Origin of the sequence: Caballeronia sp. TF1N1, from assembly GCF_022878925.1 — a bacterium.
GTDB lineage: Bacteria > Pseudomonadota > Gammaproteobacteria > Burkholderiales > Burkholderiaceae > Caballeronia.
In genome coordinates this window covers 253,723-267,929 of record NZ_CP084628.1, presented here as the reverse complement: position 1 = coordinate 267,929, position 14,207 = coordinate 253,723, and the positions used below count along the sequence as shown (strand labels likewise).

Genomic DNA, 14,207 nt, shown 5'->3' with positions numbered 1-14,207 from the left:
TTTGCAGGAAACGATTGGTGGATCAGTGAGACTGGACGCCCAGTTCATCGAGCAGAATCGGCCGCAATTGCAGCGGCGCGTGATCGCCGGGCCGAAACGATGCAGCGATGCGACCCGCGCGCATCACGAGAATCCGGTCGGCGAGCGTGAGCGCTTCATCGACGTCATGCGTCACGATCAGCACGCCCGGCAGATGACGCGCGACGAGTTCCTTGACGAGCCCGTGCATCTTGATGCGCGTGAGCGCGTCGAGCGCCGCGAATGGTTCATCGAGCAACAGGAGCGCGGGGTCGCGAACCAAAGCGCGCGCGAGCGCCACGCGTTGCGCCTGACCGCCGGAAAGATTGCGAGGCCAGTCATCTTCACGGCCCGAAAGTCCGACTTCGCCCAGCGCGCGCGCGGCGCCCGTGCGTCCTACCGTGCTTTCATGGCCGAGCGCGACGTTCTCCCACAACGTCGCCCAAGGCAGCAGCCGATGCTCCTGAAACACGACGGACGGCCGCTCGGGCGCGCGAATCTCGCCGGCATCCGGCCGGTCGAGCCCGGCGAGCGCGCGCAAGAGCGTCGTCTTTCCGCAGCCGCTTTCGCCTAACAACGCGACGAATTCGCCTTTGCGTATATCGAGGTCGAGTGCATCGATGACGACGCGCTTGCCATAGCGCCGCTGCAGACCTCGCACCGATACGGCAAGGGAGGCGTGGCTCACGCGTTCGGCGGCGCGCGCGCGGATGTCGGAGTCGCGCGACAGGGCGATGCTCTCGGTCACTGGGTTGCTCCTTTGGCGTAGTTCGCGTGCCACGATAAGAAATGCGCTTCGAGCAGACGCACCAACGCGTCCGCCACCACGCCGATGACCGCGTAGATGACGATGGTCAGCACGATGACATTGGTTTGCAGGAATTCGCGGGCGTCCATGGCGAGGAAGCCGATTCCCTTGGTCGTCGCGAGCGTCTCGGCAATGACGAGCGCGAGCCACGCGTGAGCGAGCGCATAGCGCACGCCCGTGAGGATCGACGGCATGGCGCCGGGAAGAATGATCCGTCGCACGATCGCGGTCCAGTCGAGGCCGACCACCTTGGCGAGTTCCATCAGCTTGGGATCGATCTGACGGATGCCGAGCATGGTGTTGATATAGATGGGAAACAACACGGCGAGCGCGACCAGAAAGATCTTCGCGACTTCGCCGACACCGAACCACACGATCACGAGCGGCAGCATGGCGAGGAAGGGAATGGCGCGCACCATCTGAATGGAGCGATCGAGAAGCGCTTGCGCGAGCGGCGAAAACCCGACTGCGATTCCGAGCACGAGACCAACCGTCCCGCCAATAACGAAGCCCGTGACGGCGCGCAGAAGCGACACACCGAGGTGAACGAAGAGATCGCCGGAGCGCATCAGACCGAGCGCGGTTTCAAGAACGCTGCTGGGCGCCGGAAGCACTTGCGGCGTGATGAGTCCTGCGCGTGTTGCCGCTTCCCAGATCACCACGACACATGCGGGGACCAGCCACGAAAGCAGCTTGTAGAACGTGCCTTTCGACACGCCGAAGCGTTGCCGTTTCGATGCGACATAGCTGTTGCGAGTGGATGTCAGGTCCGCCATGTCGGTTCCATGAAATGCCGTGAAAGAGGTGCTTGAGCGGTGACGCATTTGGCGCCAAGCGAGCCTGTTATTAAAAGCCGCGCGGCATTGCAATGACAAACGGTTTTTTCTGCTTTGCTTTTCAGGGTCTGGGTGGGGATGTTGTGACGTCGTGTTCGTCGATGACTGGAATGCAGTTGCCCCGTTGTAGCGAACGATGCATTCCCGCCGTCCGCGATACCATTGCGAGGCAGACAATGGAACTCGGGCAGATGCGTTACTACAGCCGCACCGGCTTGCTAACGAAGCATGAGCCGCCATGGAGACAGCAATGATAGTCAGCAGTCAGCAGGAAGTGACCGAAGCCGTGCTTGCCGAACTAAGCCGCGCGCCGGATGCGCGCTTTCGCGAGATCATGTCGGCGGCGGTGCGTCATCTGCACGGCTTCGCGCGCGAGGCGCGGCTGTCCGAGCCGGAGTTTCATCAGGCATGCGCGGTTATCGCGAAGCTCGGGCAGTTGACCACCGAATCGCATAACGAAGTCGTGTTGATCGCCGGATCGCTTGGGCTGTCCGCGCTCGTGTGCCTGCTCAACAACGGCGATCGCGGTCAGACCGATACGACCGCGAACCTCATGGGCCCGTTCTGGCGCATGGACTCGCCGCGCACTGAAAGCGGCGGCAGCATCGTGCGCTCGCCGACGCCGGGCGCGCCTATCTTCGTCAACGCATGGGTGCGCGATTCGAGCGGGCGTGCGGTGGAAGGCGCCGAGGTGGACGTGTGGCATACATCGGCGGATGGTTACTACGAGAATCAGGACCCCGCGCAGGCGGATATGAATCTACGCGGCAAGTTCACTACCGATGCCAACGGCCACATCGCGTTTCGCAGCGTGAAGCCGGCGGGCTATCCCATTCCGCTGTCGGGCCCGGTCGGCGCGCTGCTACGCGCGCAAGGCCGGCACAACATGCGGCCTGCGCATATCCATTTCATGATCTACAAGCCGGGCTTCAAGACACAGTTTTCGCAGGTCTATTCGAGCGATGATCCCAATCTCGAGACCGATGTGCAGTTCGGCGTGACGCGCGCGCTCGTCGGGCAATATGTGCTGCATGACGGCGAGACCGCACCCGGCGCGGACGTTCAAGGGCCGTGGTATTCGCTCGATCATCACTTCGTTATCGAACCCGGCGAAGCCAGGCTACCGAAGCCGCCTATCACTGGCAAGACAACCGGTCCGCGACCCGAGCAAACCGTGCTCGAACGCACCGGACATTGAGGAACCGACATGCCTATCGTACATATTTCCCTCGTCGAAGGACGCGATGAAGCCGCCGTCAAGGCCTGCGTGAAGGCGGTCGCGCGCACGGTCCATGAAACGCTGGGCGCACCGCTCGACACCATCCGCGTGTATGCCACCGCGGTGCCCGCCGCGCATTGGGCCGTCGGCGAACGCACGAAGGACGAGATGCCCGCAAGCCCGAACAAGGCAGAAGAGTCACGATGACGCCGCGACTGTTCATAGGAAGATGGATGACGCCATGTCGGGGCGACTGAGATCGCCCGCACCACATCGAACGAGACCGCGTGATGCGCATCGACGATAACGGGACCTTCTGGGGGCTTGGCTATGAAGGCCCGCTTAGTGGCGGTCGTGGCCTCGATGGCAAGCCTGCCGACGACATGCGCTAGCGCGCGCGTTCATGCGGCACGCGTGAAAGATGAGCTGAAACGATAAGGCCCACGGCTTTGCGCGATGCGCAAACCGTGGGCTTTTGTTCAGAGACGCTCAGACATCGGCATGCGTGCTCGTGAAGTTCACATAGCTGTTGTACGTCGGCGTGATCGGCGCACCGTTGATCATGATGCCAAACGTGTGATTGCCGCTGTCGAGCACGTAGTACATGGCCGAGTGAATGTTGTGCGTCTTGCGTGCGTCGTAGAACGATTGCAGGCGAGACTGCACGAAGGTCGCGCGATAAGCATCCGTCTGCTCGGGGTTCGCGTTCCACTCGGTGATCATGAAAGGTACGCCGTAGCGCGCCTTGCAGTACTGCGGTAGATCGAAATGCGGGCCCGCGCCGTCAGAGCCGATGTCGAACAGGTCGCCATACACTTCGTAGTTGTGCCACGTCGTGATGTCCCAGCGGACCTTCGGATAGCCACTCGTGCCATCCGGCTGGAAGCCGTCCCACAATGCATCCGATGCGCCGATGTCCGCCACGCAAAAGTTGATGCCGCACTTCGCGTCCGGCTGTACTGCTTTCACGCCGGCGATGAGACCGCGCATGACGCCGCGCATGACGGGCCAGTTTGCGTTGTTGAAGTCGGCTACGTCCGTTCCCGCGCGGTTCGAATACAGCACGGTTTGCGAGCGGCGCGTCAACTCATTGCCGCATTCGTACATGGTCACGCCGTAAGGCTTGAGCGCGCTGGCAACCGTCAGGCCGGTGTTGTAGGCGTCGGCGTAAGCGGCGGCTTCGCTGCCATACAGCGCGCCTGAAGCATCGGTCAAACCTTGCTGAATCAGGCAAAGCATGCTGATACCCGTTCCGTTGAAGGCCGATGCCAGCTTGGCGACGGCGCTGATCTGCTTCGACGTCGAATTGCAGCCCACCCGATACATGTTGCAGCCCATGCCCTTCAGGATCGCGATGAGTTGCGGAGGGGTGTAGGTGTAGTCGTAATGGCCGTTCATCCCGAAGAACATGCCCGGCGTCGCTGCCATCGCAATGCGCGGGTCACGGCAGATGAGCCATTTGTTCGACCACACGTAGAACTGGCCGCTCGTGTTCTTCTGGTAAATCTTGCCGCCCGACCAGAGGAGCATCGAGACATTGGCGATTGAAACAGCCGTCTTGTTCTTGTACACGATGGCGCCAGTCACCGTCCAAACCGCACCCGTCTTGTCCACGATCGACGTACCGCTCGGGATGGTCGTGCCATCGGCGGAAGGCGTGATTACCGCGGCCTTTGCGGTGGAATCCAGTTGCGTGGAATCGTCGGAAGCCTTGGTTGCCGCTTGCGGTAGATCGCTACCGCCGCCGCCACATGCGGAAAGCATATAGGTCCCGGACAACGCGCTCATGCTAGCCAGAAATTTACGTCGATTAATCATCATTTCGCAGTTCCGCTGGTCTGGCGGAACACTCCTTAAGGTCAGAGATCGATATCAATGTCCTATTAAGTAAGGACGACTAACGAATGAGCCAAGGATGCAGCAGTGTTTGCCTTGCCTACCTGGGATGCTTCAAAGTTGGCCGTTGTAGCAGGGAAAGAGCGAACTTCGTGCAGTAACCACCGGCCTGCCGTGTTGCCCTAACTTCGTTCGACACGCGATGCGAAGCCGCCGCGCCTGTGTCTCACAACCACCTTCTTCAAAGTTCATACGATAGGTTGGATTTTACGCAATGTTACAAAAAGCGTGTGAGAATTCGAACGTTTTCGGGCAAAAAGTAACGAACGCATGGCGTTGCCGTATGGAAGAGGAAAATAGTGCGACTCTGCTGCAGTGCTTTATAGGAGTATTTGCCCATTTTTCGTTGTTTTGCGCGAGAGTGAACAAATTACCTCTACACATGTACGAACGTACTATTCCCAATTTTTGCGTTATACCAGCGTATTTTTGGTGAGCGCAGCGCGACGAGAAAACTCTCCGACGCGCCGCGCCCCGACCATCAACCTGCGACCTGGAAGAACGACACCGCATCCACGAGCTTGCGCCCCTGCTGATCGAGCGATTGCGAAGCCGCCGCCGATTCTTCCACGAGCGCCGCGTTCTGTTGTGTCACCTGGTCCATCTGCGCAATCGCCTGGCTCAATTGTTCGATGCCCCGGCTTTGTTCGCTCGATGCCGCCGCGATCTCGCCCATGATGCTGCTCACGCGCGAGACGGCCTGCAGCACTTCGGCCATCGTCGTCCCGGCTTCGCCCGCGAGCGAAGAACCCTCCGCGATACGCACGCCCGACGCGCCAATCAACTCCTTGATCTCCTTCGCGGCGGACGACGAACGTTGCGCCAGGTTGCGCACTTCCGAAGCGACCACGGCAAAGCCGCGTCCTTCCTCGCCCGCGCGCGCCGCTTCAACCGCCGCATTCAACGCGAGGATGTTGGTCTGAAACGCGATGCCTTCGATGATCCCGGTGATATCCGCAATCTTCTCCGAGCGCGTGCTGATCTCCGTCATGGTCGCGACCATGCGCCCCACGGCGGCATTGCCCTGCTGCGCCACCGCCGATGCATCCGCCGACAACGCATTCGCCTGTTGCGCGTGCTCGGCGTTCTGCCGCACGGTCGAGGTCAACTCTTCGACGCTCGCCGCCGTCTCTTCCAGCGATGCCGCTTGTTGTTCGGTACGCGTCGACAGATCGACGTTGCCCGTGGCGATCTGACTCGATCCCGTGGCGATGCCATCGGCGCAAGAGCGGACATTGCCGATCAGACTGACGAGATTGCCTTGCATCGTGCGCATGGAGGCGAGCACGCTGTGTTGCGGGGCGTTATCCGCGTGCGCGACCGGGCTCAGATCGCCGGAAGCGACGCGCTGCGCGACTTGGCTCAGTGCATCGGGTTCCGCGCCCAAGGCTCGCAAGATGCTGCGCGTGATGATGAATCCCGCGCCCACGGCCAACGAGGCCGCCGCGATGCACGCGGCGATCAGCAGCATGCGCGAGAACGCGTAATCCTCTGCCGACTCTTGCACGAGCTTCGCTTCGCGCTGGCTCGTCAGGTCCAGGTAATCTTGCGTGGCCTTGATGAGCGCGGCGAGCAGCGGACGGCACTCGTCGTTCATCTTCGTAATCGCTTCCTGATGCTGGCCCTTCAGCGCCAGATCGACGATGGCGAGCGCCACCGGTCCGTAAAGCGATTCGACGCGGTCGATCTCCGCAACGCGCGTCTTCACTTCGGCTGAGACATCCGGCGCGCTCGCGACCATTTCCTTGAAGCGGCGCAAATCGCGCTGCACGTCTTCATGCGCCTGAAGGACGGCTGCTTTCTCGAGTTCGAGATCGGCGGGCTTCGTCACGAGCACGAGATTGCGTGCGGCGATCGCGCGCCGGTCCACTGCGGTGCGAATGCTTTCGGCCAGATGCGCGCGCGCGTTGATGCCGTTGACAAAGGACGTAAAGCGCTGGTTCGCTTCGCCGAGCGTCTCGATTGAGAGCGCGGCGACGATCAGCACTGCCGCCGTGAGCAGGCCGAAGCCAATGGAAAGCTTCGTTTTCATGCGCATGGGTTGCAGGTTCATCTCGTTCTTTTCCTTTTTGATGGCAGCGCTGTCGTTGACGCTCGCCGTCCTTTGCGCGGCGAGCACGGGTTCTTTCTTGCATCGCTTACGGCAGCGTCGGGAAAATATGAAGATGAACGAAAGTATGACGATGTTAGCAAACGTTTTACATCGCCCTGTCCAGGATGTGTCGCAGGGTGGGCAAGGCTTTCTTCGACGAATGGGATGAATCGAGCCCGGATTTGTCCATGCCTTGGTTAAGATATGGGCTCCTGTCGATGACAGGTCTCCATTCGTCACCGCGATGCTGTTCTCTACCCGGGAGCGACAACGAAAGCCTGCGAAAATAGCGCTAAATGCTCGCTTACTCATATAACCCTTTGCTTGTCGTCTGCTCGCTTCTCGTGGCGATCCTAGCCGCGTACACGGCTTTCGACATGGCAGGGCGTATCGCGCAAGCCAGGGGGCCCGCGGCGCGCTGGTGGCTCATCGGCGGTTCCTGTGCAATGGGCCTCGGAATCTGGGCAATGCACTTCGTCGGCATGCTGGCGTTCAGCTTGCCCATCAAACTGGGCTACGACCCGCTGATTACATTTGCATCGCTTCTGATTGCCGTCGCGGCATCGATGTTCGCGCTCTGGCTCGTCTGTCAGAAGACGCTGCCCGCGTTCAGGATCGTGATCGGGGCGCTATTGATGGGACCGGCTATCGCCGGCATGCACTACACGGGCATGGCCGCCATGCGTATGCGGCCGCCGATCGAATACGACCCATGGCTCACCATTGTGTCGGTGGCCATTGCCATCGTCGCCTCGGGCGCTGCGCTCTGGATTGCCTTTCGCTTACGTCAGCAGGCGTCGCGGCTCTTGTTTTTTCGCGGCAGCGCGTCGCTCCTCATGGGCTTTGCCATCGTCGGCATGCACTACACCGGAATGGCGGCCGCGCGCTTTCCCACGGGCGCGATATGCGGTGCCGCTAAAGAAGGCGCGGATACCGGATGGCTGGCGGTCGTGGTGATCGTCGTGACACTCTCGGTGCTGGCCATCGCGCTGATCATCTCCGTTCTGGACTTGCGGCTCGAATCGCGCACCGCCGTGCTCGCGGCGTCGCTCGCGGAGGCGAACAAGGAACTCGCTTATCTGGCGCTTCACGACAGCCTTACCGAGTTGCCGAACCGCGTCTTGCTCGAAGACAGACTCGAACAACTGGTGCATGGCGCGCGCGATGCAAAGCGTCGCTTCACGTTGATGTTCATGGACCTCGATGGCTTCAAGGCGGTCAACGACGCGTTCGGACATCATGTCGGCGACCTGTTGCTGATCGAAGTGTCGAAGCGCATCCGCGCCAACGTCAGGTCACACGACACCATTGCGCGGGTCGGCGGCGACGAGTTCGTGCTGCTCTCGAACGTCGACGACGCAACCGTGGCCGCGCAAATCGCCGCGAGCTTGACCGAGACCATTGAGAAGCCGTTTCGCATGGAAGGCGAGGAAGTGCAGATTTCCGTGAGCGTGGGCATTGCGATCTTTCCCGACGACGGTGCGACTCAAGAAGAGCTTCTGAGCAATGCCGATACCGCCATGTATCACGCGAAAGCCCTTGGCCGCAGCGGTTTTTGTTTCTTCGAACCGTCGATGCATGCGGACTCTTACGAGCAGATGCAACTTGCGCACGAGCTTCGCGTGGCGTTGACGCGCGGTGAGCTCGCCTTGCACTATCAACCCAAATTCAAGGCGCCAAATGGTCCGGCGGTGGGCGCGGAAGCGCTATTGCGCTGGAACCATCCCGTGCACGGACTGATGGCGCCCAACCGCTTCATTCCGATGGCGGAGAAGACAGGGTTGATCGTGCCTATTGGCGAATGGGTGCTGAGCGAAGGATGCCGGCAATTGAAGGCGTGGCACGATCGCGGTCACACAGAGTGGACCATCGCGATCAATCTTTCGCCATTGCAGTTCGTTCACTCGGGTCTCGTACGAGCGGTTCGCGGCGCGCTGCGGCGCAATGGCCTGCCAGCGGAATCGCTGATTCTGGAGATCACTGAATCGACGGCCATGCGCGATGTCGAAGTGAGCCTCAAGGTCTTGCAACGACTGCGGGAAGAAGGCGTGCAGATCTCTATCGACGATTTCGGCACCGGCTACTCCAGTCTGCTTTATCTCAAGCGCTTGCCCGCCAACGAACTCAAGATCGATCGCGGCTTCGTGCGTGAACTTGCTCACGGTACGGAAGACGCGGCCATTGTTTCGGCCATCGTGGCGCTCGGACAAACGCTCAATCTCAGGATCGTGGCGGAAGGCGTCGAAACCACTGCACAGCAGGCTTTTCTCACGCAACTGGGATGCGACATTCTCCAAGGGTTTTTGCTCGGCAAGCCAATGACGGCCGATGCGTTTATCGCTTCCGTCGCCGATGTCGCATCCATAGGACGCCGTTGAACCTTCGCCAGTAACTTTTGCCGCCCCTCACGTTAGCTAGCCAACAGAACGCCGACGAGGGTGGATCCGTTACATGTTGCACGGTGCTACTCTCCCGTCATAGTTACCGTAGCGCTGGACCATACGGTCATTCCAAAAGACAAATCCGAGTCGGGGACCGCACATGTTGCGAACGGTGGTCGATCGTGTCAGGCGCTTTCGGCGCAGTGAAGGCTTCAAGCATTCCCTCGCCGCGCCAGTGCGTTTGTCGCTGCATGCGCGACAGCGGCTGAATCGCAATGTGTTCGCTATCGAGATCAGGGAAAACTCCGGCTTTTTTTCCGTGATGCAGATGGTGCTCTTCATCCTCAAGCATTGCGAAGAGAAACGGCTGACACCGCAAATCTCGGCACGCGGCGGTCTCTATGGCGACCCGGAAGGCAAAATAGACTGGTTCTCGGCGCTCTTTGAAAGCGTGCGGGCATCCGGCGATGTGAAGTTGCCGCGCAGAGTGCGAACCTCTACCGTGCGCGATCTCGTGCAACTCGGCTTGCGGCAACGTCATGAAGCGGGTCTGCGGTTGCAAAGTTCGAGCGACTTGTTTCGCTCGCATTACCGGCCGGTTGCAGCCATTCGCGATGAAGTCGATGCAACCTGCGCCAAACTCGATATCGGCCAATCGACACTCGGTGTTCACTACCGAGGCACGGATAAGAAGTTCGAAGCGATGACCTTGCCCTGGGCCGACTTCTGCCGGCTGGTCGAGCAGACCCTCGCGCTCAATCCGCTTCTGACGAATATCTTCGTTTCGAGCGATGAGCAGGCGTTCATCGACTTCTTCCGCGCGTGGCCGTTCAATCGGCCGGTCAGTGTCGCACCGGCCAAGCTGCTGTCCACAGGCGACATGCCGGTGCACTTCAGCGGTTATCCTGGTTTGGAGATCGGGCGCGAAGCGTTGGTATCGAGCCTGCTGCTTTCGAAGTGCGGATACCTCGTGAAGATGCCTTCTTACTTGTCGGCATGGTCGAAGATATTCAATCCCGATTTGCCGACTACCTTGGCCGTACCGCCAAAGCCTGACGCGTTCTGGTTTCCCGACAGCCAGATCTGGATCGAACAGGAACAGGTGATGGGCGGCAAGGCGGCGTGAGTCGCGCGCTTGTATTAACGCATGAAGCCTGCTGTCGTGACTCTGACTCAACGGGTGTTGATTTCTTTGCGTTGGAATGCCAACGCGTCATTCGCTACGCTTGAATCGATGCCGGGCGCATGACCCGGCAGCCGACCAGCGGCGAATCGACATCCATGAGACATGACCTTTCCATCGTGCTGTTGCACGCCACGCCCGTTGCCATCGCGCCGATACACGACGCGTTTCTGCGCGACTGGCCAGAAGCCAGGCTCACCAATCTTCTCGACGACGGTCTGACGTCCGCCAGAGGCGACAGCAAAGAGCTGCCCGACGTGTTGCAGACACGCTTTGTGAATCTCGCGCGATACGGGTACGAAAGCGGCGCGGATGCGGTCCTCGCCACGTGTTCGGCCTTCGGTCCCGCCATCGATGCCGCGGACGCGGCGCTTCCCATACCCGTCTGCAAGCCGAACACCGCCATGTTCGCCGATGCGCTTGCAGAAGGCAGAAACATCGCGATGATCGCAACGTTCGCGCCGGCCCTGCCGACCATGGTGGCGGAGTTCTTCGAGGAAGCATCGAACATGAACCCGCACGCTACGCTGGCCACCTTCGTGGTCGACGATGCAATCGACATGCTGCGTGCGGGCGACCGCGACACACACAACCGTCTCGTCGCAGAAAAGGCCGCGAGCCTGCATGGCTACGACGCGATCATGCTGGCCCATTTCTCAACCGCTCAGGCACTCGATGCCGTGACTTCAGTCGCGAGTTGTCCGGTATTTTCCGCACCGCGCAGCGCGGTTGCCGATCTCAAGAAGCGCCTGCATTTGTCGCGCTGAAGTCTTTTACCGTCATGGATTCAACGATGCCTACTCCATCGCTCGCGCCAGCCGTTTCGATGATGAGCACGCTCGCGGTCAAGAGCGCGCTCGTCGATGTCGTCATTCCAGCGTTCGAACGAAGTAGCGGCATCCGCGTGCAAGCTATGTTCGATCCAACCAACGTGCTGCAAGAGCGCGTGTCTGCCGGTGAAAGAGCGGACGTGCTGATTGCGACTCGCTCCTATGTGAAGCGTCTCGCCGATGAAAACGTACTGGATGTACCGACGGTGCGCGGGTTGGTCAGAACCGGCGTGGGTGTGGCGGCATCTGTGCGGGACGTGCCTCGGTCGATAAGAAGCGTTGAAGACTTGCGCGAGGTTCTCTTGACCGCGCGATCGGTGGCATATTCGAAGACCGGCGCAAGCGGCGTTTATTTCGCCACCTTGATCGAAGAGATGGGCATCGCGGAGCAGGTCAATCAGCGCGCGAACATCATCGAGAAGGGCTTTACGGGCGAATGCATCGTGCGTGGCGAGGCGGACGTCGCCATTCAACAGATGAGCGAACTGGCCATGGTGGCGGGCATCGAGATCATCGGCCCGCTTCCGGAAGAGATTCAGTTCCATACCGACTTTTATGTCGGGATGTTTTCGGGTTGCGCACAATCGGAAGATGCATGTGCCTTGCTGCAATCCCTTTTTTCCGATACAGCGCGCCACGCGTATGAGCGGCTTGGCCTAACGATTCTTTGAGGAGACGATATTCATGCAGCGCGCAGACGACAAGCAAATGCCCAGTCAACTCATCACGCCCGTTACGGTGTTCGGCAATCTCGCATTCGTGAGCGGCCAGCTTCCGCGCGAGCACGGAGCGATCAAATACAGCGGCAAGGTCGGCGCGGACTTATCGGCTGAAGACGCACGAGAAGCGGCAGCGTTATGTGCAAAAGCATGTCTCGATGCACTCGCGCACGCGCTCCGCGGCCATGAGCGCATTGCGCAGATCGTGAAGATCACGGGATTCGTCGCATCGGCGGCGGATTTCACCGGACAGGGCGCGGTGATCGATGGCGCGTCCCGCCTATTGATCGAAACGCTCGGAGAACGCGGCAAGCATGCACGAAGCGCGATCGGCGTGCAGCAGCTTCCGCATGGCGCGGCAGTGGAAGTCGAAATGATCGTGGGGTTGAAATGACTGCACGGTCTTCGCGCGTACGCTTCGCGGCTAATCTCAAATGGCTCTTTACCGAGTTGCCATTTCTTGAGCGATTCGAAGCCGCTGCGTTGCATGGCTTCGCGGCAGTCGAATACGCATCGCCATATGGCTACGATGCCACCGAGCTTCGCAACGTGTTGAGCCAGTGGAACTTGAAACAAGTGTTGATCAACACGCCGGCGGGCGAAAGAGGGGCCGTAGGCTCCAACGGCTTTGGCTGTATTCCAGGCTATGTCGATGTTTTTCGCGAAGGTGTCGATCTCGCGTTGAACTACGCTAACGCGCTGGAGTGCAGCCTGATTCACTTGATGGCGGGCCGAGTGCCAGACGGCTGCTCGCCAGCCGAGGCCGAAGCCGTCTTTCGTTCGAATCTCGCGTGGGCCGCAAAGCGCGCGGAAGGGCAGAACGTAACCTTTGTGCTCGAATGTCTGAACCAGCAAGACGTGCCGGGTTACTTCCTCAAGAGTCTCGCTCAGGCGAGCGCCTACGTCCGCGACATCCCGCAAGGCAACGTCAAACTCCTCTTCGATTTTTATCACGCGGCAATGAGCGGCATGGACGTACTGGATGCGTTCGCCATGCATCGTCGTGACGTGGCGCACATTCAGGTCGCCGACGTACCAGGACGAAACGAACCGGGCACGGGCGACATGTCATGGCCCACGATTGCACGAGCGATAGCCGATAGCGGCTATTCAGGCTGGATAGGATGCGAGTACCGTCCGCGTGGAACGACTGCCGCCGGACTCGATTGGCGTCAAGCCTTTACGCAAGCCGCAGGCTTGAGCAAGCACTCAGAACATCGTTCTTAGATTGGCCAACTCGAATTCAGCTCGAAGCCATTTTTCAAACACGGCCGCTTCGGCCGAATTGCGCAGACTCGACGAGCGCAGCAGATAGTAAGAGATATTTTCGACGTGGAACTTCGGGTCGGAGAATGGCTCGATCAACCGGCCATCGCGTAACTCTTCTTCCGCGAGAATCTCGCTTTCCAGCACCACGCCCAAGCCCTTTACCGCGGCTTCGATTGCCATGGCGGAGCGGTCGAGCCACAAGTCGTGCGCGGGCTTGACGACAAGGTTGCCTATGCGCCGAAAATAATCGACCCAGTTCAGCGGATTATTGGAGTGGATGAGCGTGGCCTTAGCCAGATCCTTCGGGTTTTTCAGGCCGAGTTCCTCCGCGAGTTGCGGACTGCAAAGCGGCCTGAGCCGTTCGATGAGCAATGGCTCGGCAAGCTTCAATCCCGGCGTTTGAGGCCCATGCGCAATTGCTATGTCGTAGCGGTTGGCATCGAGTTCATGTGTGTGAAGCGTCGCAAGTCGAACGCGAAACAGCGGGTTCGCTTTCAGGAAGTTCTGCAAACGCGGTTGCAGCCACTTCACCGAGAAGCTATTGGGCACGGCAATCGACAGATGACCGCCCCACGATTGCGGCGCGATAAGACTCGTCGCAGTGGCGATCATGCCGAATGCTTTTTCCAGTTCGCGCGCATAGGTTCGGCCCGCGACGGTCAGCACCGCGCGCCCGGCATGTCGCTGAAAGAGCGGAACGCCGAGAAAGTCTTCGAGTTGCTGAATGTGATGACTCACCGCCGACGTGGTAATGCCGATCTCTTCCGCGCCTTGCGTGAAGCTGCCGTGCCGAGCGGCCGCTTCGAACGCGATCAGCGACTTGAGCGGCGGAAAGCGCGCACGGCGCGTGTCCGGCACGGCTTCGGCTTCATCGCTTTCCTTCTTTCTCGAACCGGCCGTCATCTATGCCCCCGTGCCCCAATGACGGCAAGGATAAAGCATTGCAGGGCGGAAGA

Annotated in this window: 13 protein-coding genes; 8 read left to right on the top strand and 5 right to left on the bottom strand. The window is 60.1% G+C overall.

Translation table 11 applies throughout. The features are described 5' to 3' along the window. Positions 1–22: 22 nt before the first annotated feature. Both LDZ28_RS22025 and LDZ28_RS22020 read right to left on the bottom strand, forming a co-directional pair. On the bottom strand, positions 23–766 hold the full coding sequence (locus tag LDZ28_RS22025) for an ABC transporter ATP-binding protein (RefSeq protein WP_244830683.1): 744 nt from the start codon (positions 764–766) through the stop codon (positions 23–25). Then, on the bottom strand, positions 763–1,602 hold the full coding sequence (locus tag LDZ28_RS22020) for an ABC transporter permease subunit (protein WP_244830682.1): 840 nt from the start codon (positions 1,600–1,602) through the stop codon (positions 763–765). Before LDZ28_RS22020 ends, LDZ28_RS22025 begins: the two co-directional genes overlap by 4 nt. A 310-nt stretch (positions 1,603–1,912) precedes the next feature. Between LDZ28_RS22020 and LDZ28_RS22015 the strand changes: the two genes are divergently transcribed. Both LDZ28_RS22015 and LDZ28_RS22010 read left to right on the top strand, forming a co-directional pair. Further along, entirely contained in the window at positions 1,913–2,860 is a 948-nt protein-coding gene (locus LDZ28_RS22015) for a dioxygenase (protein ID WP_244830681.1), read from the top strand. Between the two features lie 9 nt (positions 2,861–2,869). Then, positions 2,870–3,088, top strand: coding sequence for a tautomerase family protein (locus LDZ28_RS22010; RefSeq protein ID WP_244830680.1), 219 nt, complete (start codon positions 2,870–2,872; stop codon positions 3,086–3,088). 282 nt (positions 3,089–3,370) lie between these two features. Here LDZ28_RS22010 and LDZ28_RS22005 read toward each other — a convergent pair whose 3' ends face one another. Next, complete coding sequence (locus tag LDZ28_RS22005) at positions 3,371–4,699, bottom strand: hypothetical protein (protein ID WP_244830996.1); 1,329 nt, start codon at positions 4,697–4,699, stop codon at positions 3,371–3,373. A 559-nt stretch (positions 4,700–5,258) separates the two neighbouring features. Then, positions 5,259–6,830: a methyl-accepting chemotaxis protein gene (locus LDZ28_RS22000; protein WP_244830679.1), complete on the bottom strand. Its 1,572-nt coding sequence runs from the start codon at positions 6,828–6,830 to the stop codon at positions 5,259–5,261. Positions 6,831–7,165: 335 nt separating this feature from the next. Between LDZ28_RS22000 and LDZ28_RS21995 the strand changes: the two genes are divergently transcribed. The 6 genes from LDZ28_RS21995 to LDZ28_RS21970 all read left to right on the top strand — a co-directional run bounded on the left by LDZ28_RS21995 (position 7,166) and on the right by LDZ28_RS21970 (position 13,209). Further along, positions 7,166–9,247 carry a bifunctional diguanylate cyclase/phosphodiesterase gene (locus LDZ28_RS21995; protein WP_244830678.1) on the top strand — a complete coding sequence of 694 codons (2,082 nt, stop codon included), beginning with the start codon at positions 7,166–7,168 and terminating at the stop codon, positions 9,245–9,247. Positions 9,248–9,410: 163 nt separating this feature from the next. Beyond that, the gene (locus LDZ28_RS21990) at positions 9,411–10,376 is read left to right on the top strand and encodes a hypothetical protein (protein ID WP_244830677.1); all 966 of its coding nucleotides are present in this window, start codon (positions 9,411–9,413) and stop codon (positions 10,374–10,376) included. Positions 10,377–10,531: 155 nt separating this feature from the next. After that, entirely contained in the window at positions 10,532–11,200 is a 669-nt protein-coding gene (locus LDZ28_RS21985) for an aspartate/glutamate racemase family protein (RefSeq protein WP_244830676.1), read from the top strand. A gap of 26 nt (positions 11,201–11,226) precedes the next feature. After that, positions 11,227–11,934, top strand: a complete 708-nt coding sequence (locus LDZ28_RS21980; protein WP_244830675.1) for a substrate-binding domain-containing protein — start codon at positions 11,227–11,229, stop codon at positions 11,932–11,934. Positions 11,935–11,947: 13 nt separating this feature from the next. After that, positions 11,948–12,376 carry a RidA family protein gene (locus tag LDZ28_RS21975; RefSeq protein WP_244830674.1) on the top strand — a complete coding sequence of 143 codons (429 nt, stop codon included), beginning with the start codon at positions 11,948–11,950 and terminating at the stop codon, positions 12,374–12,376. Continuing rightward, on the top strand, positions 12,373–13,209 hold the full coding sequence (locus LDZ28_RS21970) for a hydroxypyruvate isomerase family protein (RefSeq protein WP_244830673.1): 837 nt from the start codon (positions 12,373–12,375) through the stop codon (positions 13,207–13,209). The genes LDZ28_RS21975 and LDZ28_RS21970 overlap by 4 nt, the downstream gene beginning before the upstream one ends. Here the strand turns inward: LDZ28_RS21970 and LDZ28_RS21965 are convergent. Continuing rightward, positions 13,192–14,154 (bottom strand): LysR substrate-binding domain-containing protein, encoded by a 963-nt coding sequence (locus LDZ28_RS21965; protein WP_244830665.1) that lies wholly within the window; start codon positions 14,152–14,154, stop codon positions 13,192–13,194. The two genes, LDZ28_RS21970 and LDZ28_RS21965, sit on opposite strands and share 18 nt — an antisense overlap. Positions 14,155–14,207: the final 53 nt, after the last annotated feature.

Coding starts and splice junctions, on each gene's coding strand:
- LDZ28_RS22020 (WP_244830682.1), bottom strand. CDS start 1,602: ATGGCGGACCTGACATCCACTCGCAACAGCTATGTCGCATCGAAACGG.
- LDZ28_RS22015 (WP_244830681.1), top strand. CDS start 1,913: ATGATAGTCAGCAGTCAGCAGGAAGTGACCGAAGCCGTGCTTGCCGAA.
- LDZ28_RS22010 (WP_244830680.1), top strand. CDS start 2,870: ATGCCTATCGTACATATTTCCCTCGTCGAAGGACGCGATGAAGCCGCC.
- LDZ28_RS22005 (WP_244830996.1), bottom strand. CDS start 4,699: ATGATTAATCGACGTAAATTTCTGGCTAGCATGAGCGCGTTGTCCGGG.
- LDZ28_RS22000 (WP_244830679.1), bottom strand. CDS start 6,830: ATGAACCTGCAACCCATGCGCATGAAAACGAAGCTTTCCATTGGCTTC.
- LDZ28_RS21995 (WP_244830678.1), top strand. CDS start 7,166: ATGCTCGCTTACTCATATAACCCTTTGCTTGTCGTCTGCTCGCTTCTC.
- LDZ28_RS21990 (WP_244830677.1), top strand. CDS start 9,411: ATGTTGCGAACGGTGGTCGATCGTGTCAGGCGCTTTCGGCGCAGTGAA.
- LDZ28_RS21985 (WP_244830676.1), top strand. CDS start 10,532: ATGAGACATGACCTTTCCATCGTGCTGTTGCACGCCACGCCCGTTGCC.
- LDZ28_RS21980 (WP_244830675.1), top strand. CDS start 11,227: ATGCCTACTCCATCGCTCGCGCCAGCCGTTTCGATGATGAGCACGCTC.
- LDZ28_RS21975 (WP_244830674.1), top strand. CDS start 11,948: ATGCAGCGCGCAGACGACAAGCAAATGCCCAGTCAACTCATCACGCCC.
- LDZ28_RS21970 (WP_244830673.1), top strand. CDS start 12,373: ATGACTGCACGGTCTTCGCGCGTACGCTTCGCGGCTAATCTCAAATGG.
- LDZ28_RS21965 (WP_244830665.1), bottom strand. CDS start 14,154: ATGACGGCCGGTTCGAGAAAGAAGGAAAGCGATGAAGCCGAAGCCGTG.